Genomic DNA, 23561 nt, shown 5'->3' on the forward strand with positions numbered 1-23561 from the left:
CTGTCGTTCCCCACCGTTCGGCAGGCATGAAGGAGTAGCCAGATGTCGCAGAAGATATCGACACCCGCTTCGTCGTTCGCCGAGCCGGATCACATCCTGTTGCAGGCTCGCAATGTCGAGTTCGACTGGTCCGATCTGCCCATGCACTGGATTCCGGGCGATCCGTTCAGCACACACGTTCTCAACGTGCTTCACCTTCTCCTCCCTGCCGGTGAGGAATGGTTTGTCGAGACCTTCAAGGAAGCTCTTCCTCTCATCGAGGACGAGAAGCTCCGCGAGGACGTCGTCGGATTCATCGGCCAAGAGGCGATGCACTCCAACGCGCACTCGGGCGTGCTGGTCCATCTCAGGGAGAACGGGCTCGATCCGACGCCGTACACGCAGCAGATGGAGTGGACCTTCTCGAAACTGCTCGGTCCGCGCCCGATGACAGGACTGCGTGCCGAGAATCACCTGGTGGAGCGCTTGGCGATCATCGCGGCCATCGAACACATCACGGCTTTCCTCGGTGACTGGGTGCTCAACGCCAAGGGACTCGACAAAGCCGGCATGCACCCGACCATGCTCGATCTGCTCCGCTGGCACGGCGCCGAAGAGGTCGAACACCGCTCCGTTGCTTACGACGTGATGCGTTACTTCGACAAGCGCGAGACACGCCGCATCCGAACGCAGATCGTCGTCACGCCGGTACTGGTGTGGCTGTGGATTCGTGGCACCAGGTTCCTCATGCGCAACGATCCCGAACTTGCCGCTCAGGCTCCCAGCCGTCGACGCCCTCACCTGTCCGATTTCATCGCGGCGGGTAAGCGAGGCACAGTTCCCACGTCGTTCGAGCTGGCCAAGCGGATGTCGACCTACTTCAGCAAGTCGTACCACCCCAGCAAAGAGGGCTCGACCGCCCAGGCGGTGCAATACCTGGCGTCGTCACCCGCAGCCCAGGCGGCCGCACGGTGATTTCACTCTCGAGGGTCAAGGACGTAATCTCCGGTCACGACGGGTTGCCGCGGTTTCCGGCGCCACCCGATCTGTCCGGCAAGAACCGTCCCGACCGCGCCATGCGTATCACGGAGTTGTTGGCGGACAAGTACCTTCGGGTGTTGACGGCCTACGACTACAACCCCGAGATCGCGGGCCACAACCCCGACACGGCCATGAACATGGTGGTCAGCACACGTGAGGTGGTGGCCACCGACGAGAACGTCGTTCGCCTGCGCTTCGAATCCGCCGACGGCTCTCCGATTCCGCCGTGGCATCCGGGTTCGCACCTGGATTTCCATCTACCTTCGGGTCTGCGGCGTCAGTATTCGCTGTGCGGCGATCCCGCTGATCGCACGGGATACAGCGTCGCGGTGCGCCGGATCCCCGACGGCGGTGGCGGTTCCATCGAGATGCACGCTCTCCAACCTGGTGAGCACGTCACTGTTCGCGGACCTCGCAACGGCTTCCCCTTTGTGGGCGAAGGCAGCGCGTTGTTTGTTGCCGGCGGTATCGGCATCACACCGATCATCGCAATGGTCCGTGCGGCAAGAGAATTGGGGATGGACTGGTACTTCGTGTACTCCGGCCGCTCCCGTGAATCCATGCCATTCCTCGACGAGATCGCAACCTGGGATCCCGAGCGTGTCTTCGTGCGTCCGGACGACGAGTTCGGATTGCCCACCACCGCAGACCTTCTCGGGCGAGCACCGGTCGGCGGCGCCGTGTACTGCTGTGGCCCGACGCCGATGCTCGACGCCGTCCGCCGCGGATTCCGCGATACGCCTTCTGCCGCTTTGCATTTCGAGCGGTTCGGGGCTCCGCCGGTGATCGACGGCAAAGAATTCGAAGTGCAGCTGGTCAATTCGGGTCAGGTGCTCACCGTGCCTGCCGACGAGTCCACACTCGACGTCATCAAGAAGACGTTGCCCGGGGTGGGGTACTCGTGTCAGCAGGGTTTCTGCGGAACCTGTCGTGTGAAGGTGCTCGCGGGTAAACCCGATCACCGCGAAAGGCGTCTGACCGACACCGAGCAGGAAACGGAGATGCTCATCTGCGTATCCCGTTCCGACGGTGGACGTCTCGTTCTCGATCTCTAGATTTCTCAGTCCGAAGGATTCACAGCCGAAGGGTCAGTCAATGTCCAAACACTCTCCTGTCCATGCCGTGACCGCGCGTCGGGTGACCAACAGTTCCGTCAGCCTGGCCGTGTTCGAGCAGGGCAAAGCGGACGGTGAGACCATCGTCCTGGTGCATGGTTGGCCCGACACCCATGAATTGTGGAACCGCGTCGTGCCTTTGCTCGCAGATGACTTCCGCGTCGTCAGCTACGACAGCCGCGGGGCCGGCGAGAGCACGATCCCCTCGAGGGTGCAGGACTACCAACTGAGCGCACTGGCCGGCGATCTGTTTGCCGTCATCGACGCGGTCAGCCCGGGTAAGCCGGTGCACGTTCTGGCACACGACTGGGGATCCGTCGAAACCTGGGAGGCAGTCTGCGAGCCGGGTGCCGAAGAGAAGATCGCGTCGTTCTCTTCCATCTCGGGCCCGAATCTCGATCATCTCGGTAAGTGGATCCGGGCGAGCGCGTCCAAGCGTCGTTTCCTCGGCCCGGCGGCGCAGGGAATTGCGTCGGCCTACACCGTTCTGTTCCAGATTCCCGGCCTGTGCACCCTTCCGTTGCGTCTGTGGTTCTCCAAGCACTGGCCGGCATTTCTGGGGTTCTTCGACGGTCTGGACCCCCGTGTGGTCAACACCGCGCCCACCATCGCCGACGACATGGTGAACGGACTCAAGCTTTATCGCGCGAACATCCGGCCGTCTCTCGGCAAGCCGCGGGATCGGTACACGGACGTGCCCGTTCAGCTCATTCTGAACAAGTACGACAAAGCCGTTCGTCCGGTGGGATACGAGGACGCCGAAAAATGGGTCTCCGACCTGCAGCGACGTGAAATTCCCGCGGGACACTGGTCGCCGTTTTCACATCCTGGCGAGGTTGCCGAACATGCGCGGGCATTTATCGCGAGCCTGAGAGAGCGTCGCTTGGAGAAGCAAACTTCCTAGCGTTTCACCTTCCGGGGATCGTAAAAATTCGTCTGCGGCGCAGCCAGGGGTGTCATTGGCCGCTTCTAGTCGGTGCTTACCAGTAAGATGGTCAACGGTAACTAGCGGCAACATTCTCGAACCCGCTCCGACGACACCCGCAAGGGCTTGCTGACGGCTGCGCTCGAGTATTGACGGAGAAGGAGAGCTACCCACCCGTGGCTGCCCAGAAGTCAGATACAAGCACTTCCAGCAAGGACTACAACGCGTCGTCCATCACCGTCCTCGAAGGACTCGAGGCGGTACGTAAGCGTCCAGGCATGTACATCGGTTCCACCGGTGAACGCGGCCTGCACCACCTCATTTGGGAGGTCGTCGACAACTCGGTCGACGAGGCGATGGCCGGACACGCCACCAAGGTCGAGGTCACTCTCCTCGAAGACGGCGGAATCCGCGTCATCGACGACGGCCGTGGCATCCCGGTCGGCATGCATGCCTCCGGAGTTCCCACCGTCGAGGTCGTGCTGACCCAGCTGCACGCCGGCGGCAAGTTCGACTCCGACTCCTACGCCGTCTCCGGTGGTCTGCACGGCGTCGGTATCTCGGTGGTCAACGCGCTCTCCACCCGGCTCGACGTCGACATCAAGGTCGACGGCTACCGGTGGCAGCAGACGTACACCGATTCCAAGCCGGGAGAGCTCGTACAGGGCGATCCGACGAAGGAGACCGGCACCACCGTCAGTTTCTGGGCCGATCCCGAGATCTTCGAGACCACCCGCTACAACTTCGAGACCGTTGCGCGTCGTCTGCAGGAAATGGCCTTCCTCAACAAGGGCCTGACCATCACGCTGACCGACGAGCGCGCCGAGGTCATCGACGACGAAGCTGCCGAGGTAGCCGAGGCTCCCAAGTCTGCTGCCGAAGAAGCCGAAGAAGCTGCTCAGGCAGCGCCGCGTAAGTCCAAGACCCGCATCTACCACTACCCCGGTGGACTCGAGGACTACGTCCGGCACATCAACAAGAGCAAGACCCCGATCCACAACTCGGTCGTCGGATTCACCGCCAAGGGCACCGGCCACGAGCTCGAGGTCGCAATGCAGTGGAACTCCGGTTACTCGGAGTCCGTCCACACCTTCGCCAACACCATCAACACCCACGAGGGTGGTACCCACGAAGAGGGCTTCCGCGCCGCACTGACCGCAACGGTCAACAAGTACGCGCTCGAAAAGAAGCTGCTCAAGGACAAGGACCCCAAGCTCACCGGTGACGACATCCGTGAAGGACTCGCGGCCATCATCTCGGTGAAGGTCGGTGAGCCCCAGTTCGAGGGTCAGACCAAGACCAAGCTCGGCAACACCGAGGTCAAGTCCTTCGTCCAGAAGGCGTGCAACGAGCACCTCGCGCACTGGTTCGAGGCGAACCCCGCCGACGCGAAAACCATTGTGAACAAGGCTGTTTCGTCGGCACAGGCCCGCGTTGCCGCACGTAAGGCACGTGAGCTGGTCCGTCGTAAGAGCGCGACCGACCTCGGTGGCCTGCCCGGCAAGCTCGCCGACTGCCGCTCCAACGATCCGGAGAAGTCCGAGATCTACATTGTGGAGGGCGACTCCGCAGGCGGCTCGGCCAAGTCCGGCCGAGACTCGATGTACCAGGCGATCCTCCCGCTTCGCGGAAAGATCATCAACGTCGAGAAGGCGCGTATCGATCGCGTCCTCAAGAACACCGAAGTCCAGTCGATCATCACCGCGTTCGGCACGGGCATCCACGACGAGTTCGACATCGCCAAGCTGCGCTATCACAAGATCGTGCTCATGGCCGACGCCGACGTCGACGGTCAGCACATCGCAACGCTGCTGCTCACGCTGCTGTTCCGCTTCATGCGGCCGCTCGTCGAGCACGGCAAGGTCTACCTCGCGCAGCCGCCGCTGTACAAACTCAAATGGCAGAAGGGTGCGCAGCCGGAATTCGCGTATTCCGACCGCGAGCGCGACGCGATGGTCAAGGCCGGCCTCGAGTCCGGCAAGAAGATCAACAAGGACGACGGCATCCAGCGCTACAAAGGCCTCGGCGAGATGAACGCCAAGGAGCTGTGGGAAACCACGATGGACCCGACGGTGCGCGTTCTGCGTCTCGTCACGCTCGACGACGCGGCTGCTGCCGACGAGCTGTTCAGCGTGCTGATGGGCGAAGACGTCGAAGCACGACGCAGCTTCATCACCCGCAATGCCCGGGACGTTCGTTTCCTCGACGTGTAGGGCCTGCGGCCCTGTGCGCGGTTGAGGAGTCCTCGGACTCCTTTTCCGCACACAAGGCGCCCTCGCCCCTTCGTTCTTCTTAAGAAAGTGAGCTCATGACCGACACCACGTTGCCACCGGACGGTCCGCAACACGACCGGATCGAACCGGTCGACATCCAGCAGGAAATGCAGAACAGCTACATCGACTACGCAATGAGCGTCATCGTCGGTCGCGCTCTGCCGGATGTCCGCGACGGACTCAAGCCGGTGCACCGCCGCGTGCTCTACGCGATGTACGACAACGGATATCGCCCCGACCGCGGATACGTGAAGTCTGCCCGACCGGTCGCCGAGACCATGGGTAACTACCACCCCCACGGCGACTCCTCGATCTACGACACGTTGGTCCGTATGGCCCAGCCGTGGTCGCTGCGTTACCCGCTCGTCGACGGTCAGGGAAACTTCGGCTCCCGCGGCAACGACGGCGCAGCCGCCATGCGTTACACCGAGTGCAGGCTCACGCCGCTCGCGATGGAAATGCTGCGCGAAATCGACCACGAGACAGTCGATTTCACCCCGAACTACGACGGCAAGACGCAGGAACCGACGGTTCTGCCCAGCCGCATCCCGAACCTTCTGATCAACGGTTCCAACGGCATCGCCGTCGGTATGGCCACCAACATTCCGCCGCACAATCTGCGTGAAGTTGCCGAGGCCATCTACTGGGCGCTCGAGAACTTCGAGGCGGACGAGGAAGCCACCCTCGCTGCCGTCATGGAGCGCATCAAGGGACCCGACTTCCCGACACACGGGCTCATCGTCGGTGGACAGGGCATCCAGGACGCCTACACCACCGGCCGTGGCTCCGTTCGTATGCGCGGCGTCGTCGAGATCGAAGAAGATGCCAAGGGCCGCACCACGATCGTCATCACGGAGCTGCCCTACCAGGTCAACCCGGACAACCTGATCACTTCCATCGCGGAGCAGGTTCGTGACGCCAAGATCGGTGGCATCTCCGACATCCACGATGAGTCCTCGGACCGCGTCGGCATGCGCATCGTCGTCACCGTCAAGCGTGACGCCGTTGCCAAGGTCGTGCTGAACAACCTTTACAAGCACACCCAGCTGCAGACCAGCTTCGGCTGCAACATGCTCTCCATCGTCGACGGAGTGCCGCGCACGCTGCGCCTCGACCAGATGATCCGTCTGTACACGACGCATCAGCTCGAGGTCATCGTTCGTCGTACCAGGTACCTGCTTCGCAAGGCACAGGAGCGCGCCCACATCCTGCGTGGTCTGGTCAAGGCGCTCGACGCTCTGGACGAGGTCATCGCCTTGATCCGTGCGTCGCAGACCGTCGACATCGCTCGCGCCGGATTGATGGAACTGCTCGACGTCGACGAGATCCAGGCCGACGCCATCCTCGGCATGCAGTTGCGTCGTCTGGCCGCCCTCGAGCGTCAGAAGATCGTCGACGAATTGGCCGAGATCGAACTCGAAATCGCGGACCTCGAAGACATTCTGGCTCGCCCGGAGCGTCAGCGCGCGATCGTTCGTGACGAGCTCAAGGAAATCGTCGACAAGTACGGCGACGACCGTCGTACCCGCATCATCGCCGCCGACGGAGACGTCAACGACGAGGATCTGATCGCCCGTGAAGACGTCGTCGTCACGATCACCGAGACCGGCTACGCCAAGCGCACCAAGACCGATCTCTACCGATCGCAGAAGCGCGGCGGCAAGGGTGTTCAGGGTGCCGGCCTCAAGCAGGACGACATCGTCTCGCACTTCTTCGTCACCTCGACGCACGACTGGCTGCTGTTCTTCACCACGAAGGGCCGCGTCTACCGCGCCAAGGCTTACGAACTGCCCGAGGCGAGCCGTACTGCTCGCGGTCAGCACGTGGCGAACCTGCTGGCCTTCCAACCGGACGAGCGCATCCAGTCCGTCATCCAGATCAAGACGTACGAAGACGCGCCATACCTGGTGCTCGCCACTCGCAACGGTCTGGTCAAGAAGTCCAAGCTCACCGACTTCGACTCCAACCGCAGCGGTGGCATCGTCGCCATCAACCTGCGCGGTGAAGACGAACTGGTCGGCGCTGTTCTCTGCTCCGCCGACGACGACCTGCTTCTCGTCTCGGCACAGGGCCAGTCGATCCGCTTCTCGGCCACCGACGAGGCACTGCGTCCGATGGGCCGCGCCACTTCCGGTGTCCAGGGCATGCGTTTCAACGGTGACGACGAGCTGCTCTCGCTCAACGTCGTTCGTGAAGGCACGTTCCTCCTGGTCGCCACCTCGGGCGGTTACTCCAAGCGAACCGGCATGGAGGACTACCCGGTGCAGGGTCGAGGCGGCAAGGGCGTGCTCACGATTCAGTACGACAAGAAACGTGGCACTCTGGTCGGTGCGCTCATCGTCGACGACGACGACGAGCTGTACGCGATCACCTCGGGCGGCGGCGTCATCAGAACGGCTGCCAAGCAGGTTCGTAAGGCGGGACGCCAGACCAAGGGCGTGCGTCTGATGAACCTCGGCGAAGGCGACACACTGCTCGCGATTGCGCGCAATGCCGACGAGCCCGAAGAGCTCGCTGCAGAGACCACCGACAACGCAGACAATGCCGATGGAGCTAAGGAGTCCTAGTGAGCACTCCCAACCAGCCGGGCAGTGACCAGAAGAGCGAAAGCCCTTCAGGTTCGACGCCACCGAAGCCGGAGCAGGCAGCTGCTCCGGCGGGGCCGCAGACCTCGAAACCTGCAGCTCCAGCGGACGGCGGACCCAAAGCTTCCGAGGCAGCTCCGGCGCCCAAGGCACCTGAGCCGCCTCGTGGCCCGTCGGCTCAGAAGCCGGCAGGTGGAGGTTCCGACGCTGCGGGTGCGGCCAAGGGTCAGGCTCCTTCCGCTCCTTCTGTGGCTCCGGCTGCGCCGGTAACCCCGGCGAAGGGTGACGGTCAGGCTCCGCCGCAACCGGTTGCCAATCAGGCTCGTGGCAGCCAGGCACCGCCGTGGCAGCGCGGACCCCAGCCGTCAGGTCAGCCGCAGGGGAAGCCAGCTCAGAATCCGGCTGCTCAGAATCCGGCGTCGAAGGCCCCGGCGTCGAAGGCTCAGCCACTGCAGAATCAGGCTCCGCAAAGTCAGCCGCAGACCAACATCACGCGACCAGTTGGTGCTTCTGCGGGTCGACCGGCAGGTCCTGCCGGGGGTAAGCCACCTGCCGGTCCGCAGCGTCCTGCAGCGGCCGGCCCTGCACAGGGTGGCCCGGCCAAATCTCCCGCACCGAAGGGACAGCCTCAGGCGGATCGTCCTACGGGTGCACAGGCAGGTCGCCCTGCCGGCAACCCTTCGTCCCGTCCCGTCGTGACGGGAACGGCGGCGGCCGCAGCTACCGGTGGCGTCGCTGGTGCGGCAGCAGCCAAGAGCAACGCACCGACCGTCGCAGCCAAGGCAGTTGCACCCCCGGGCGCAAATCCGAAGGCTGCAAATCCCACCGTCGCAAATCCGAAAGCAAAAGCTGCCGCGATCGACGGGCCCACTCGGCACATCGATCGCAAGGATCTGCCGAAGGACATGCCTGACCTCTCCGAGGCCAAGCATCCGTTGCCTGCTGCAGTGAAGGGTGAGAAAACTCACGCCGTATCGGCTTCGGTCGTCGACGGTGCGCCGCTGCGCGCAACGGTTCAGATCCGTCGCATCGACCCGTGGTCCACGCTCAAGATCACGTCCGTGATCTCGGTGTCGCTGTTCTTCGTGTGGATGGTGGCCGTAGGGCTGCTCTACGTCGTCCTCGACGGTATGGGCGTCTGGGATCGCCTGAACAACGCGTTCACCGACATCGTTGCCGACGGCGGCTCCGACGGTCTGGTGACGGCGGGCCAGGTATTCGGCTACGCCGCGCTGATCGGCATCGCGAACATGGTGCTTTTCACGGCACTCGTCACGATCGGATCGTTCATCTACAACCTCTGCAGCGACCTGGTTGGCGGCGTAGAGGTAACTCTCGCCGACCGCGACTGACCTGCGAAAACATTGCTCCGCCGGGCCCGTTTTGGTGTCAGCGGCCCGGTGGGGTAATCTTTGGAATCGGTTCAGGGGCCTATAGCTCAGGTGGTTAGAGCGCTTTACTGATAATGAAGAGGTCGGAGGTTCAAGTCCTCCTAGGCCCACTCCCATGTGCCGAAGAAGGGTTGCTGGAATGAAGGTTTTCCTGCTTGTCGGGGCCGGAATTCTGGTAGCTCTCGGGGTCACCAAGCTGATCAAAAGTCAGCGCGGAGACAAGGTTTGGCACGATTTGGAAACAGGATAGAACCTAGGTACTCTGACTCCGGTCAGAAAACCGAACGGGGCCTTAGCTCAGTTGGTAGAGCGCTGCCTTTGCAAGGCAGATGTCAGGAGTTCGAATCTCCTAGGCTCCACAGTAAGAAAACACCCTCCCGGGATCCGGGAGGGTGTTTTTGTATGCCGATGTCCGGCCAGCCGGTGCCCGACTCGTGGCCCTCCCCTTATGAGCGAACGGTACTTTCGGCGCACTGAAGGCGATGAACGTGCCGTTCGCTCGGAGTGGGGTGGCCAGAACCGCGCCCACTATGGCCCGTTCGTCCCGAATTCTCCGGAAAGTCTAGTGGTCATAACCAGCCGGGCGTAGCGTGAGGAGAACCCAATTTCAGGAGGTTCGTAGTGCTTCACAACGACATTCCCAGCCACGGTGAAATTGCCGCACTCGCGGAGGTGGAAGGGCCCACCTGCATCACCATCGTGACTCCGACTGAAGATGCGCCGCAGGATTACGACAAAGCCCGCATAGCCTTCAAGGACCAGGTCCGCTCGGCACTCGCATCGGTGGAGGATCCCGCCGAGCGCAAGCAGTTCGAGGCCGAATACGCAGAGCTCGACGATGACGACGATTTCTGGCGCTTCCAGTCGCGCTCATTGGTCACGTACGCGACGCCGGAGCGTCTGGTGACCTTCCGCCTCCCCAACCGTCTGCAGGCGCTCGAAACGGTCAGCGATCGGTTCCATCTCAAGCCACTGCTCCGTTCGGTGACGTTCCCCCAGACGGCGTTTGTTCTCGCTCTGGCAGAGGGTTCGGTGCGACTGATCGAGATCGCTGCCGATCAGCCGGCCGACGAGGTTCGTGTTCAGGGAATGCCGAAGAATGCTGCGGATCACGCGGGCAAGTCGTCGATCAACAGCCGTACCGAGGCGGGTCGGTTGTCGGGGTCGGACAGCCGAAAGTTGCGCGTCAATCAGTACGCCCGTGCAGTCGATCACGAGGTCCGCGGTGTCCTCGCGGGCCGTGACGTCCCCTTGATCCTGGCTGCTGCCGAACCCATCGCGTCGGTGTATCGCTCCGTGAATTCGTACCGCCACCTGGTCGACAAAACCGTCGAGGGAAACCCGGAAGCCTTGTCGACGCAGGAAGTGGCGGACGGTTCGCGGCCGGCGCTCGACGATTTCCACGCCGAGCAGTTGGCGGCGGTGCGTGAGACCTTCAATGTGCGCACGGAACAGGGGCGCACTCAGACGGACGTCGCCGACGTGGCAACAGCCGCGACGTACGGACAGGTCGACACCGTTTTCATCGACATCGATTCCGTCGTACCCGGAAGTCTCGATCCCCAGACGGGCGCTCTCACGACCGGTGAGTCGACTAACGGAAGCACCTACGGTGTCGTCGACGAGATCGCTCGTCGTTCGCTTTTGACGGGCGCTCGGGTGCTCGCTGTACGTGCGGAGGACATTCCGGGCGGCGGCGCAGTTGCCGCGATTTTGCGCTTCGCTCCGTAAACAGGCTGGACGCGTGTGCGCCTCGTGACCTGATTCGGTCACGGGGCGCATACGATTCCGGCATGAAACGTGTGTGGGAACGGCTGCGCCTCTATTGCAAGACGCTGCACCCGGTCGGGCTTGCCTTTGCTCTGGTCTTCTTCACCTGGTCGATGAGTCCGTCCCTGTTGCCGCGCGCGTGGTACCTGCAGGGCGTTGCGACGGGCATCTCGCTCGCGATGGGATACGGCGTCGGCGTGACGGTTGCCTGGATGATCCGCAAGTGCGGGGTGGAGCCGCAGTGGTCGGATCGCACCAAGAAGATCGGCTGGCGAATCCTGTTGGTCGCGGCCGTCATTCTTGTTCCGACGTTCTTGGTTCTCGGTTCGTGGTGGCAGCAGATCGTTCGTGACCTAGTCGAGGTTCCCCGCACCAATCAGGCGAATTACCTTCTGGTGCTAATTATTTCGCTCGGTATCTGGTTCATCCTGCTCGAGGCCGGTCGCGGTCTTCGATTCACCACCAACAAGCTCACCACAGTCGCACTTCGGTTCGTTCCCCTCGAGGCGGCGAAGGTCGGCAGCTTGATCGTCATCTTCGCTCTCGGCATCTTCATCGTGAACGGCGCGCTGTATAACGGGCTGATCGCCTTCGCGAACTGGAGTTTCTCCGGTGCCGATCACGAGACACCGGACGGCATCGAACAACCCATGATCGCTGAGCGGAGTGGTTCACCGATGTCTGCCGAAGCCTGGGATTCGCTCGGCCAGGAGGGTCGCACCTTCATGGGCAGTGGTCCCACCGCAGCCGAGATTTCTGCGCTGACCGGACGTGAAGCGAAGCAACCGATCCGGGTGTACGCCGGACGTGAATCCTCGGACTCGATCAACGGTGTCGCACAGCGGGTCGTCGACGAGTTGGAGCGCACCGGCGGATTCGACCGCGGAACCCTCGCAGTCGTGACGACCACCGGCCGCGGTTGGGTGAACGAGGACGTCGCGTCGGCGTTCGAGTACGTCGAGAGCGGGGACACGGCGATCGCGTCGATGCAGTATTCGTTCCTTCCGAGTCCGTTGGCCTTCATCGCCGACCGCGAGACACCGATGATTGCCGGTCGCGCACTGTTCAACGCGGTGTACGCCAAGTGGATCGACCTGCCCGTGGAGACGCGACCCGAGCTGGTCGTCTTCGGTGAGAGCCTCGGCTCTTACGGTGGCCAGGCCGCATTTGCCGGCGCTCAGGACATGATGACGCGCGTCGACGGCGCACTGTGGGTCGGAACCCCCAATTTCACTGCTCAATGGCAGGAAATCACGGACAGTCGTGACTCGGGCTCACCGGAGATCCTGCCGGTGATCGACGGCGGCCAGGCAATTCGGTTTGCCGGTGATCCGGAGGATCTGGAGCTGAAGTCCGACTGGGACGACGACCGGATCGTGTACTGGCAGCACGCCAGCGACCCGATCACATGGTGGTCCTTCGACCTGCTGCTCAACAAGCCGGATTGGCTCAAGGAACCGCTGGGTCGCGACGTGGATCCGGGAATGACGTGGGTGCCTCTCGTGACCTTCTGGCAGGTAACCCTCGACATGGTCTTCTCGGCTGACGTCCCGTCCGGGCACGGTCATAATTACGGCGAGGATGCGGCGGACATGTGGGCCAAGATCCTGCACCCCGAGGCGTGGACCTCGGCTGATACCGACAAGCTTCGTTCGCTGCTGACCTCCAATTTGGAGCCCACGAAGTAGTCGTAAACGGTTGTAATTCAGCATGTTAAGGCAAAAACCTCACAAGAAAGTGTTACGTGAGGTATGTGTTACTCTGCGTTCGCTGTGTGCCAAGCCACAGCGCAAGCGAGCGTGGGGAGATCGAAACGTGAAGAGCAGAGCATGGTGGGCGGCCGGGGTCTCCGTCGCAGCACTGGTCATGGGTGCTGTGACGGCCCCCGCCGCAATGGCTGAACCTGCGGATTTCTACACACCGCCGTCCGAGATTCCGGCAGGTGCCAACGGAGATCTCATCAAGAGTGAGCCGTCACCACTGCTGCTGAGCGTGCCCGGATCGAACGGTCCGTGGCCGGCAACCGCCACCAAGATCATGTACCGAAGCGAGGACGCCAAGGGTGCTCCCGTTGCCGTGACGGGCACCTATCTCGAACCGTCGAATCCGTGGACCGGGCAGGGGGCGCGTCCACTGGTTGCCGCAGCGGTGGGAACGCATGGACAGGGCGATCAGTGCGCACCGTCCAAGCTGTTCAACACCGGTATCGAGTACCAGTTCCCGACGGACGTCATGGTCGGTTACGAGTCCATCTGGGTGAACACGTTGCTGCTCAACGGCATTGCCGTCGTCGTCACCGACTACGAGGGTCTCGGAACTCCGGGCGATCACACCTACGTCAACCGTGAAGCCGAAGCGCACGCCGTTCTGGACTCGGTGCGCGCCGCTCAGAAACTCCCGAACACAAGCATTCCCGCCGACGGACCCGTCGGACTGTGGGGTTACTCGCAAGGCGGTGGAGCTGCCGCTGCGGCAACGGAATTGAAGCCGTCGTACGCTCCCGAACTTGATCTCAAGGGCACATACGCAGGCGCACCGCCCGCTGATCTGGCGGCGACGCTGCAGCAGGTCGACGGCACGTTCCTCACCGGAGTGATCGGCTACGCGCTCAACGGCATCGTCGCGCAGTACCCCGAGGTCCAGCCGTTGCTCGACGCCGAGATCAACGATCGTGGCCGACAGATGTTGGCCGCCACCAAGAACCAGTGCGTCGCCGAAAGTGGTATGCAGTTCGGCTTCCAGCAGTCGTCGAGCTTCACCAATTCCGGTGAATCGCTCTCCGCAGTTCTGGCCCGCCTACCCATGGCGCAGGCGATCCTCGACGAACAGAAGATCGGCAAGCTGACGCCGGAGTCGCCCGTGTTGATCCAGCACGGCCGCTCAGATGACATCGTTCCGTTCGGCCAGGGACAGCAACTGGCTCGTGACTGGTGCGGCAAGGGTGCGACGGTGCAGTTCTCCGTCAACGAACTGCCCCCGATCATTCCGGGACTGGCAATCAATCACGCGACGCCGTATCTGGTGGGTACCCCCGAATCCGTCGGGTACATGATCGATCGCTTCAACAACGTCCCGGCACCGTCCAACTGCTGACCTCCAGGCATCGAAAAGCCCCGGAACATAATCTGTTCCGGGGCTTTGTATGTCGACTACGCGGTCTTCTCCGCCGAGTTCTCCTCGAGGCGAGGGGGTGCGGAAGCGACCGGCGGATGCTCGCGTCGGCGGCTCTTGAAGAACACCGCACCGCCGATCACCGCAACACCGGCGATGACGAACACCGTGACGCGCTTGCGGCCACGAGGCTTCTCGGTGCGTTCCGCGGACTTTGCGGGGATGGCCTTCGCGCGCTCGACGCCCTTCTTGGCGAGGACTTTGCCCTGACGACCCAGGAACAACCCGACCTGCCCGGCGCCGCGAGCGACCGACGTCGCGACCACCGCGGCGATGCGGCGAGCGTTGTCGACTGCCTCGGACTCCTTGATACGAGCCGCTGTCTCTTCGAGGTAGGCGGCAGTCTCGTCGAAGGTGTCCTCGACGCGGGCGCGCGCGTGATCGAAGGTGTCGGGCAACTGCGTGCTGAGGGACTCGGTCACTCGTGTCATGACTTCACTGTGCCATAACAGCGAGGCGAGGACAGGGAGACTTTTGCGGGGCGACATCCGCGAGAACGTCGGCAATGGCACGATGGTGGTGTGACTTCAACTCATCAGACCGCAACCGCAACGCTGCACACGAACCGCGGCGACATCAAGATCGCTCTGTTCGGCAACCATGCGCCGAAGACCGTCGAGAACTTCGTCGGCCTCGCCGACGGCTCGAAGGAGTACACCACCGCAAACGCCGCCGGCACCAAGACCGGCCCGTTCTACGACGGTGCCATCTTCCACCGCGTCATCGACGGCTTCATGATCCAGGGTGGCGACCCCACCGGAACGGGCACCGGCGGCCCGGGCTACAAGTTCGGTGACGAGTTCCACCCGGAACTGCAGTTCGACCGTTCCTACCTGCTGGCCATGGCCAACGCAGGCCCGGGAACCAACGGCTCGCAGTTCTTCATCACCACCGGCCCGACGCCGCACCTGAACCGTCGCCACACCATCTTCGGTGAGGTTCTCGACGACGATTCCAAGAAGGTTGTCGACGCTATCTCCTCCACCGCCGTCGATCGTGGCGATCGTCCGGTCGAGCCCGTCGTGATCAACAGCATCACCATCTCCTGAACAGGTAAAATAAGCAGATGACGAACCCCGGTTGGGGCGGCGGTGCGAGTGAGGGCATCCCGCCCCAACCGCGGTGCGTCCGCCATCCAGATCGACCTACCGCACTTTCCTGCAATCGTTGTGGACGCCCGGCGTGCCCGGACTGTCTCCGCGAGGCGGCGGTGGGATACCAATGTGTCGACTGTGTAGCTGCCGGTCAGCGTGATGTCCGTCCCGTTCGGGGCGTCGCCGGAAACACGGTGAGCCCCACCCGTGCGGTCCCGGTCGTGACGTACACCTTGATGGGGCTCAACGTCCTGGCGTTCCTCGCGACCTTCGCGCAGTCGCGAAGCATCATGAACAACCAGGTCGGCTCGTCGATCTTCGCGAACTGGGCACTCAATCCAGGTTTGGTTGCCAGCGGTGATTGGTTCCGGCTCATCGGCTCCGGGTTCCTGCACTTCGGCATCTTGCACCTCGCGGTCAACATGTACGCCCTCTACATCCTGGGGCGCGATACCGAAATCGTGATGGGCCGCTCGCGGTACATCGGCATCTACCTGGTTTCGCTCCTCGGCGGTTCCGCGTCGGTGATGGCGTTCCAGCCGGTGTTCTCTTCGCTCACGGCCCTGTCCTGGACTGCCGGGGCGTCGGGCGCGATCTTCGGCATCATGGGCGCACAGGCCGTACTTCTGCTGCGTTTGCGTCGAAGTCCGGTCCCGATCATCTCGGTGATCGCGATCAATGTGATCATCAGCATTTCGCTGCCCGGGATCTCGTTCTGGGGCCACGCGGGAGGTCTGGTGGCAGGTGCCGCAACGGCCGCTGCCTTCCTGTACACCCCACAGTGGTTGGGCGCCGGTGATAACCGTGTGAAAGCCGTACGTATCGGGTGGATCGCTTTTGGTGCCGTCACCGTGGTGACGTTGGGAGTCATCGTGCTGCGCGTCGTCCAACTTCGCGAACAGCTGGGAATCAGTTAGCGAGCAATCCCCATCGGGTCGCCAGTGCTGCCGCGGCGGTTCGATTGGGGACGCCTACTTTCCGAATCACGCGTTCGACATGTGTAGCAATCGTTGCTGCTCCGATTCCCAGACGTGCACCGATGGCCGTGTTCGAATCCCCGGTCGGTATCAGTGCCAGCACTTCCAGTTCGCGTCGAGTCAACCCCATCGGGGGCTCGATCGAATGCCATTTGACGACGGCCAGGCCCCCGCGGGTCGGCGTTACCTCCAGACGAATTACCGAAGTCCCGTCAAGTGACAGGTAAGCGGCCGGGGCGCCCGTTCGAGCACAGTCGGCGCCGGTGGTGCGCACAGCCACTGGTAGTTCGATAGGGCCGTCGGCGACGGTGCCGTCCGGAGTGATCAGAGCTGTCGGCCGTGAATCGCGCAGCGCCGTCCGGTCGGGCTCGTAAGGGTCGAGGGTGGATGCCAACGACGCTGCCAGTAGAGCGATTGTCACTTTCGATTGCTCGTCGAGATAGTGCCCGGGTGTTGTACTCGCGTTGAACATTCCGAGATAGCGACCGTCGCCCGCGAACAGACACTGGCTGATGCCGTCGCTGTAGAACGGTGCGATGACGGTATCGAACAGAGCTCCGGTCCGTAGGTGATCGTCGACGTCGTGCAGAACGATCGGCAGCCGCTGCGCCTGAAGCTGTTCGAATACGGGATGCGCTGCCATTTGAGTGTTGACGACGTCGAGGGATGCCGCCGGGTATCCCAGGCTCGCGACTGTCCGGTGGGTGCGTTCGGACGGATCCCACCGCGACAGTCCGGCGTGGTGGTACGGCACTGCTTCCTGCAATTCGAAGAGGGCGCGCGCCGGATCCATCACGGGTAAGGCGTCACGCAGCCTCAGCGCGGCAGCCAAGCGTCTCGAGGTCGGATCAGCCATCCCTGAATTATGCCTTGGGTCACAGCACGAGTCAGCTGTCTCCGCATCCCCTGATCGACGGACTCGTCCGAGCGCACCTGCTCCTAGGTTCTCCTCCATCACTGGACCTCGAGCACTTGGAGCACGACGATGGATGTTTCGGATTACACAGCCTGCGATGCGACTGAGCTTGCCTCACTGATTGCAAGTGGGCAGGTGAGCGCCTCTCAGGTGCAGTCTGCGGCAGCAACTGCGCTGGATCAGGTGGACGGTGAACTCGCAGCAGTGGTCGGTGACCGATTCGACCCCTTGGACTACAACGCCGACGGGCCATTTTCCGGAGTGCCATTCGCGATCAAAGATCTGATCATTCACGCTGCCGGTGTCCCGCAGCGCAACGGCAGCAGGTTGTTCGGAGACGGCGTCACGTATCCGTACGACAGTCATTTGATGGCGCGCTTTCGGCGGGCCGGTCTTGCAACCATCGCGGTGACGACGTCACCCGAGATGGGATTCAACGCGACAACGGAGGCAAAGGCCTACGGCAAGCCGACGCGCAATCCCTGGGATACCACCCGCAGCCCCGGAGGATCCAGTGGCGGATCCGCGGCTCTTGTTGCGGCAGGCGCACTTCCGATGGCTCACGCGAACGACGGCGGAGGTTCCATTCGCATTCCAGCGGCGGCGTGCGGACTCGTCGGACTCAAGCCGAGTCGCGGACGAGTAAGCCCTGGCCCCGACTACTCGGATCCACTGCTGGGCATGGGAATCGAGTTTGCGGTCACCAGAACCGTGCGTGACTGCGCTTCGTTGTTCGACGCCGTCGCGGGGACGGAGCCGGGCGACAAGTATCTGTTTCCGAGTGAGGTCGACTCGTTCGCGGAGAGTGCTGCAAGGGGATCGAGACAGCTTCGAGTTGCCGTCTCCGTGGATTCCGGTGATCCACGACGGCCGGTCGATCAGCAGTGCGTACGGTCGGTGAAGGTCGTTGCCGCACAACTGGAAGCGATGGGTCACCTCGTCGAGTGCGCGGCGCCATCGATCGACATGGAGATGTTCAATCGTGCGAACCTCGATGCGTGGTGCAGTTTTCTTGCGCAGGCTGTGGCAGGTGCGGGTGAACAACTGGGATTCACTCCCGGCACGGATCACCTCGAAGCGACCACTCTCGCGTGTGCCGAATACGGCGCGAAACTCGGTGCGCGGGACGTTTTTGCGGTGGAGAACGTGTTCAACACCGTCCGACGCGAATATGCGCGGTTCCTGGGGTCCTATGACGTGATCTTGACGCCGACGACCAGCTCGCCGAATACTGCGTTGGGGCATCTCGACGCAGACGACGATGCATTGGACGCACAAGGTTGGGCGGACAAGATATTCGAGTTCGGATCGTTCACCGCAATCTCGAACGCGACTGGCAATCCTGCCATCTCGTTGCCGCTCGGTACCTCGGCCGAAGGCTGGCCGATCGGGATTCAGTTCATCGGTGCCTACGGAGACGAGGCGACACTCCTCGCGTTGGCGGGTGACCTCGAGAAGGCTATGCCTTGGGCACATCGCAGGCCGACACTGTTTGCGCGATAGTTGTGGAGCTTTCCTCCACGTTGCGCTCCAACTCATGGGTGAACTTCACATAGGTTGAGGTCAGCGGTGCTTCTACTGTGGCTTGAGTCACTTCGTAGATAGCACCGCTGACCTTTTCCGAGGAGTACCCCTGCCATGACCTCCACCGATAGCACCACCACTGACGGTGGGGTTGCGCCGAGCGAGATCGAATCTCGCGTGGTGAAGAAGGTAGCGCGACGGCTGATCCCCTTTCTGATCCTGCTCTATTTCGTGAACTATCTGGATCGTACGAACATCGCTTTCGCGAAGCTCACCATGAGCGCCGACCTCGGGATGACCGAGACGATGTTCGGGCTCGCCTCCGGACTCTTCTTTGTCGGCTATCTGCTGTTCGAGGTGCCGAGCAACCTGGCCCTGCACCGCTTCGGTGCCCGGTTGTGGATCGCGCGCATCATGCTCACCTGGGGCATCCTGGCTGCTGCGCTGGCATTCGTGCCCAACGTGGGCAGCCTTTATTTCCTCCGCATTCTGCTGGGAATCGCGGAGGCCGGCTTCTTCCCCGGAGTTCTTCTCTACCTGACCTTCTGGTTCCCGAAGAAGTATCGCGTACGCCTGATGGGCCTGTTCCTGCTGACGCTTCCGCTTTCGTCGGCGCTCGGCGCCCCACTCTCGGCCGCCATCATCCAGTACGGCGACGGTCTGTTCGGCCTGGCCGGATGGCGCGTGATGTACCTGATCGAGGGTCTGCCGGCCGTGATCTTGGCGTTTGTCGTCTGGTTCTACCTCACCGACCGTCCCGCCGACGCCAAGTGGTTGACCTTCGAGGAGCGCACGTGGCTGATGAAGTCCATGGCGGACGAGGAAAAAGAACTCGGCGACGCCGGTCACCAGTCGGCCGGCAAGACCCTGCGCGACCCCCGTGTCATCGGCTTCGGTCTGGTCTACTTCGGAATCACCTACGGCCTTTACGCTTTGAGCTTCTTCCTGCCGAGCATCGTCGCGGGATTCAAGCAGACGTTCAACACCGACTTTTCGCTCGTCGAGACCGGCCTGATCGTGGCCGTCCCCTACGCGATCGGCGCCGTCGCGATGGTGCTGTGGAGCCGCCATTCCGACAAGACCGGTGAACGAATGTGGCACGTCGCAGCGCCGACGCTCTTGGGTGCGGTATCCATTCCGATTGCGCTCTACCTGGATTCACCGTTCACCGTCATGATCGCCGTCTCGCTCACCGCCGTCGGCGTGCTGTGTGCACTCCCCGTCTTTTGGTACCTGCCCACCACGTTCCTGACGGGCGCCAGTGCGGCCGCCGGTATCGCGATGATCAACTCGATCGGCAACGCGTCGGGCTTCGGCGCTCCGTACATCACCGGCTGGCTCACCGATGTGACCGGAAATGCCAAGGCAGGTTTGTGGGTGGTGGGCGCCGTGATGCTCTGTGCCGCAATCCTTGTAGTGGTTCTGGCAAAGCGATCGAGCAAGCCTGCTCAGATCTGACCGAGTTTCCCCGCACTGGCACGTAGCCGGATCAGGAGCGCAAGATCGAGCGCCTGGTCCGGCTGCCGCCACTGTGTACCGATCAACCGGTCGATCGACTCGAGGCGTTGGTAGAGAGTGTTGGCGTGAATCGCGAGCGCTGCGGCGGTCGCGGAGTGCTTGCAATTGTGCGACAGGTACGACGCGAGGGTGTCCAATAGCGGAACGCCGCGTCGCTGCTCCTCCTCGAGGAGTGGGCCGAGGGACCGCTGCGTCAGCGCTTCCAGTTCGTCGCGGCCGGTGCGGCTGAGGAGAATTCGGTAGATACCGAGTGAACTTGCCGGTTCCACGTGTGAGGCCCGCCCGAGCGTCTCGAGGACATCGACAGTGTGCTGCGCCTCGACATAGGCTCGCGCCAGACCTTCCGCTCCAACGGCGGGATCGGCGATTCCGACGGTCGGGTTCTCCGCCGGCTGCACCCACGCCGCCGCAACCTCTGCCGGTGACATTCCGGGAATCAATGCAATTACTCGTGAACCATGCTCGGCAACAACAGTTCCCGAGGGAAATGCAATCTCCTCGATGCTGCGACGAGTACGGTCGACGGCGTCTGCCGGGCGGGCCACCACGACGGTGTACGAGCGGTCAGGATTGAGCCCGGCCAGGCGGAACTGGCCGGTGACTTCGGCCGGCGTCGGCGCAGGCCTGGTGATCAGATCGACCAAGAACGCGTCGCGTGCTCGGCGGGTGGCTTCCCTGGCCGCCCGTTCGCCGACCAGTGCCAGCGCAATGGCAGGGGCAGACCTTTCGAGTGCCAACCTCATGGCGGCGGTGGGTTCCTGGCGTGCGAGCAGGAACAGAACTCCGAGTTGGTCACCGGCACTGCGTACTTCGGTGGCGAACAGGAACTGCTCACCGACGATGAGCGTCACTTCCTGCTCGCGTCGGTCTGCGGCGAAGATGTCGAAAACTCGACGAACACTCTCGCTCACCCGTTGCAATCCCGGTGGAATCTCGGATGTTCCGGTCACGAAGAACACCGGCGAACCCGTCGACGCGGAGGTTTCTTCCACGAGTTCACGGACTCCACCGCCGCGTAGAACCACCTGTGTGAGCGCTCGGTCCCAGGTCAGGGTCTGTTCGAGAAGTGCTGTGCGCTCCGCAAGTTCGGTGTTCGCTGCATTCACTTCTGCAACCGTCGCGCGATAGCGTTCGAGAGAGCGGGCATTCTCGATCGCCACCGAGGCATGAGCTGCGAGAGCGGACAGCAACGCAACTTCCTCGTTGCCGAAACGCCGCTCCTGACGTTTGCACGCGCAGAGTGCACCCAGGATCTTGCCGTTCAACGTCAGTGGCACGGCCAACAGGCCGCGCATGTTCTCGGCCCGCGCTGCGTCGTCCGCCGGCCCGATGTGTGCAAACGATGGATCGTTGCGATAGTCCGAAGACCAAGCAGGAGAGGAGTTCTCGACTACTCGACCGATCAGACCTTCGCGGAACGGAACCGTGAGTCCGAGCAGCTGCGACGTATACGCCCCGCTCGTGACTTCGATGATCAAGATGTCGTCATGAATGAGAGCAAGGTACGAAAGGTCGACGCCGAGTAGTCGTTTGGCCTGATCCACGATCTCCTGTAGGAGGGCGTGGTGATCGTGCATCGTGGTGAGCAGCGACGCGATGTCGTTGAGCGCCCCCAGTTCGGTGGCGCGCTGTCGGCGCTGAGCCAGGAGACTTCGTAGTTGAAGCGCCGATCGGGCTTCTCGCTCGATCTCGGCAGCGGCCTCCGGAGCTGACCCGGCGGCCAACTGATCGCGATGCTCGATCAGTTCCTCGGTGGATGCCTCGGCCAGGAGAAGCTGTAGCCAGTTCTCGTGCATCGGCACTCCCTTGTCAGACCAATGGTGAGTATGGAGAGAATGTCCATACGGTTTCCGGTTTCTCGGAGTAAATCTACATGGGGTGGTGTAGCCGCCGTCACTATCGTGGAGGCATGACACTCCTCGAGGCGCTCGGCTCGCAGATCGATGCGGATCGACTGATCACCGACCCCGACATCATGGCGAGCTACATCCACGACGACGCCGAGTGGGCTCCGTACGAGATGCCCGTAGCGGTGGTCCGTCCGCGCACAGCCGAGCAGGTACAGACAGTTGTGCAGGCGTGCATTGCCCACGGTGCGCCCGTCGTCACGCGCGGCGCCGGCACCGGTCTGTCGGGTGGAGCCAACGCGGTTGCCGGCGGCGTCGTGATCGCCTTCGACGCGATGAACGCCATCAAGGAGATCAACACCCTCGAGCGTTTGGCCGTGGTCGAACCCGGAGTGGTCAATGACCACCTCCGCGACGCCTGCGCCGAGCACGGTCTCTGGTATCCGCCCGACCCGGCCAGCGCGCCTTGGTCGACGATCGGCGGCAACGTCGCGACCAACGCTGGTGGCCTGTGCTGCGTCAAGTACGGCGTCACCAAGGACTACGTGCTGGGCATGCAGGTGGTCACCGGAACCGGTGAGCTGGTTCGGCTCGGGCGTCGAACTGCCAAGGGAGTGGCTGGGTTTGATCTCTCGGCGCTCATGGTCGGCTCCGAGGGCACTCTCGGCGTGATCACCGAGGTGACCGTCAAGCTTCGTCCTCAGCGCGATCCTGAACGCACCATCGTCGGATACTTCGACTCCATCGTCGCTGCGGGCAAGGCCGTCGAAGCTGTAGCTGCCGACGGTCTCACGCCGTCGGCCCTCGAGCTGATCGATCGACAGTGCCTGCTTGCCGTCGATGCCTGGAAGAACATGGGCCTCTCAGCCGACGCCGAGGTGGTCCTGCTCGGCCGCATCGACACACCGGGCGAGATCGGCGACGCCGAAGCCGAGCGAATGTTGGCCTGTTTCAATCGCTCCGGAGCCACCTGGAGTGCCAGGTCCACCGACCAGGAGGAAGCCGACGCACTGTTCTCCGCCAGGCGTCTGGCGTACCCCGCCCTTGAGCGGCTCGGCCCGGTGCTGACCGAGGACATCTGTGTTCCCAAGGCGGCGGTTCCGGAAATGTTGGCGCGCATCGAGGCCATCTCGGCCCGGCACGACACGCACATCGCGAACATCGCGCATGCGGGTGACGGCAACCTGCATCCGCTGCTGATCACGCCACACGACGACGAAGCGGCGCGGAGGCGTGCTCAGGCCGCTTTTGCCGAGATCATCGACAACGCCCTCGAGTTGGGTGGAACCGTCACCGGTGAACACGGCGTCGGCCTGTTGAAGATGGGCGGCCTGGCGCAGGAACTGTCACCGGCGGTTGTTGCGATGCATCACGCGATCAAGGGCGCACTCGACCCGCACGGAATCATGAACCCCGGCAAGGTGATTTGAAAGGC

Annotated in this window: 17 protein-coding genes and 2 tRNA genes; 16 read left to right on the forward strand and 3 right to left on the reverse strand. The window is 62.8% G+C overall.

Going from position 1 to position 23561, the window contains the following annotated elements:
• The first annotated feature begins 42 nt into the window (after window positions 1–42).
• From ACSW29_RS01670 to ACSW29_RS01720, 11 genes are all read left to right on the forward strand, one after another.
• Complete coding sequence (locus tag ACSW29_RS01670) at window positions 43–954, forward strand: metal-dependent hydrolase (protein WP_230816193.1); 912 nt, start codon at window positions 43–45, stop codon at window positions 952–954.
• Window positions 954–2075 (forward strand): PDR/VanB family oxidoreductase, encoded by a 1122-nt coding sequence (locus ACSW29_RS01675; RefSeq protein WP_448277390.1) that lies wholly within the window; start codon window positions 954–956, stop codon window positions 2073–2075. Before ACSW29_RS01670 ends, ACSW29_RS01675 begins: the two co-directional genes overlap by 1 nt.
• A 40-nt stretch (window positions 2076–2115) precedes the next feature.
• On the forward strand, window positions 2116–3039 hold the full coding sequence (locus ACSW29_RS01680; RefSeq protein ID WP_448276212.1) for an alpha/beta fold hydrolase: 924 nt from the start codon (window positions 2116–2118) through the stop codon (window positions 3037–3039).
• Between the two features lie 197 nt (window positions 3040–3236).
• A complete protein-coding gene (gene gyrB / locus ACSW29_RS01685; protein WP_003942515.1) occupies window positions 3237–5273 on the forward strand; it encodes a DNA topoisomerase (ATP-hydrolyzing) subunit B in 2037 nt (678 codons plus the stop codon).
• 95 nt (window positions 5274–5368) lie between these two features.
• Window positions 5369–7900, forward strand: coding sequence for a DNA gyrase subunit A (gene gyrA, locus ACSW29_RS01690; RefSeq protein ID WP_019746215.1), 2532 nt, complete (start codon window positions 5369–5371; stop codon window positions 7898–7900).
• Window positions 7900–9270 carry a DUF3566 domain-containing protein gene (locus ACSW29_RS01695; RefSeq protein WP_448276214.1) on the forward strand — a complete coding sequence of 457 codons (1371 nt, stop codon included), beginning with the start codon at window positions 7900–7902 and terminating at the stop codon, window positions 9268–9270. The genes gyrA and ACSW29_RS01695 overlap by 1 nt, the downstream gene beginning before the upstream one ends.
• A gap of 75 nt (window positions 9271–9345) precedes the next feature.
• Window positions 9346–9419: transfer RNA gene (locus ACSW29_RS01700), tRNA-Ile, on the forward strand.
• 176 nt (window positions 9420–9595) lie between these two features.
• Window positions 9596–9668, forward strand: a tRNA-Ala gene (locus ACSW29_RS01705).
• Between the two features lie 262 nt (window positions 9669–9930).
• Window positions 9931–11040, forward strand: coding sequence for a baeRF11 domain-containing protein (locus tag ACSW29_RS01710; RefSeq protein ID WP_317827113.1), 1110 nt, complete (start codon window positions 9931–9933; stop codon window positions 11038–11040).
• 62 nt (window positions 11041–11102) lie between these two features.
• The gene (locus ACSW29_RS01715; protein WP_448276215.1) at window positions 11103–12767 is read left to right on the forward strand and encodes an alpha/beta hydrolase; all 1665 of its coding nucleotides are present in this window, start codon (window positions 11103–11105) and stop codon (window positions 12765–12767) included.
• A gap of 127 nt (window positions 12768–12894) precedes the next feature.
• Window positions 12895–14172 (forward strand): lipase family protein, encoded by a 1278-nt coding sequence (locus ACSW29_RS01720; protein ID WP_448276216.1) that lies wholly within the window; start codon window positions 12895–12897, stop codon window positions 14170–14172.
• Window positions 14173–14228: 56 nt separating this feature from the next.
• Here ACSW29_RS01720 and ACSW29_RS01725 read toward each other — a convergent pair whose 3' ends face one another.
• Window positions 14229–14681 (reverse strand): hypothetical protein, encoded by a 453-nt coding sequence (locus ACSW29_RS01725; protein ID WP_448276217.1) that lies wholly within the window; start codon window positions 14679–14681, stop codon window positions 14229–14231.
• Between the two features lie 90 nt (window positions 14682–14771).
• Here ACSW29_RS01725 and ACSW29_RS01730 point away from each other — a divergent pair, with 90 nt between their 5' ends.
• Complete coding sequence (locus ACSW29_RS01730) at window positions 14772–15299, forward strand: peptidylprolyl isomerase (protein ID WP_007729190.1); 528 nt, start codon at window positions 14772–14774, stop codon at window positions 15297–15299.
• Between the two features lie 17 nt (window positions 15300–15316).
• Window positions 15317–16261, forward strand: a complete 945-nt coding sequence (locus ACSW29_RS01735) for a rhomboid family intramembrane serine protease (protein ID WP_230816186.1) — start codon at window positions 15317–15319, stop codon at window positions 16259–16261.
• On the opposite strand, the gene ACSW29_RS01740 is transcribed toward ACSW29_RS01735, so the two are convergent.
• A complete protein-coding gene (locus ACSW29_RS01740) occupies window positions 16254–17177 on the reverse strand; it encodes a LuxR C-terminal-related transcriptional regulator (RefSeq protein ID WP_448276219.1) in 924 nt (307 codons plus the stop codon). The two genes, ACSW29_RS01735 and ACSW29_RS01740, sit on opposite strands and share 8 nt — an antisense overlap.
• A gap of 129 nt (window positions 17178–17306) precedes the next feature.
• On the opposite strand from ACSW29_RS01740, the gene ACSW29_RS01745 reads away from it, so the two are divergent.
• Together ACSW29_RS01745 and ACSW29_RS01750 are read left to right on the forward strand one after the other, a co-directional pair.
• Window positions 17307–18740 carry an amidase gene (locus ACSW29_RS01745; protein ID WP_448276221.1) on the forward strand — a complete coding sequence of 478 codons (1434 nt, stop codon included), beginning with the start codon at window positions 17307–17309 and terminating at the stop codon, window positions 18738–18740.
• 135 nt (window positions 18741–18875) lie between these two features.
• Complete coding sequence (locus ACSW29_RS01750; RefSeq protein ID WP_230816183.1) at window positions 18876–20219, forward strand: MFS transporter; 1344 nt, start codon at window positions 18876–18878, stop codon at window positions 20217–20219.
• Here ACSW29_RS01750 and ACSW29_RS01755 read toward each other — a convergent pair.
• Complete coding sequence (locus ACSW29_RS01755; RefSeq protein ID WP_448276222.1) at window positions 20210–22075, reverse strand: helix-turn-helix domain-containing protein; 1866 nt, start codon at window positions 22073–22075, stop codon at window positions 20210–20212. The genes ACSW29_RS01750 and ACSW29_RS01755 overlap by 10 nt on opposite strands.
• A 113-nt stretch (window positions 22076–22188) precedes the next feature.
• On the opposite strand from ACSW29_RS01755, the gene ACSW29_RS01760 reads away from it, so the two are divergent.
• Window positions 22189–23556, forward strand: a complete 1368-nt coding sequence (locus ACSW29_RS01760; protein WP_024487653.1) for an FAD-binding oxidoreductase — start codon at window positions 22189–22191, stop codon at window positions 23554–23556.
• Window positions 23557–23561: the final 5 nt, after the last annotated feature.

The sequence above is a fragment of the Rhodococcus sp. GB-02 genome (assembly GCF_053470465.1).

Coding starts and splice junctions, on each gene's coding strand:
- ACSW29_RS01670 (WP_230816193.1), top strand. CDS start 43: ATGTCGCAGAAGATATCGACACCCGCTTCGTCGTTCGCCGAGCCGGAT.
- ACSW29_RS01680 (WP_448276212.1), top strand. CDS start 2,116: ATGTCCAAACACTCTCCTGTCCATGCCGTGACCGCGCGTCGGGTGACC.
- gyrA (WP_019746215.1), top strand. CDS start 5,369: ATGACCGACACCACGTTGCCACCGGACGGTCCGCAACACGACCGGATC.
- ACSW29_RS01715 (WP_448276215.1), top strand. CDS start 11,103: ATGAAACGTGTGTGGGAACGGCTGCGCCTCTATTGCAAGACGCTGCAC.
- ACSW29_RS01725 (WP_448276217.1), bottom strand. CDS start 14,681: ATGACACGAGTGACCGAGTCCCTCAGCACGCAGTTGCCCGACACCTTC.
- ACSW29_RS01735 (WP_230816186.1), top strand. CDS start 15,317: ATGACGAACCCCGGTTGGGGCGGCGGTGCGAGTGAGGGCATCCCGCCC.
- ACSW29_RS01740 (WP_448276219.1), bottom strand. CDS start 17,177: ATGGCTGATCCGACCTCGAGACGCTTGGCTGCCGCGCTGAGGCTGCGT.
- ACSW29_RS01745 (WP_448276221.1), top strand. CDS start 17,307: ATGGATGTTTCGGATTACACAGCCTGCGATGCGACTGAGCTTGCCTCA.
- ACSW29_RS01750 (WP_230816183.1), top strand. CDS start 18,876: ATGACCTCCACCGATAGCACCACCACTGACGGTGGGGTTGCGCCGAGC.
- ACSW29_RS01755 (WP_448276222.1), bottom strand. CDS start 22,075: ATGCACGAGAACTGGCTACAGCTTCTCCTGGCCGAGGCATCCACCGAG.
- ACSW29_RS01760 (WP_024487653.1), top strand. CDS start 22,189: ATGACACTCCTCGAGGCGCTCGGCTCGCAGATCGATGCGGATCGACTG.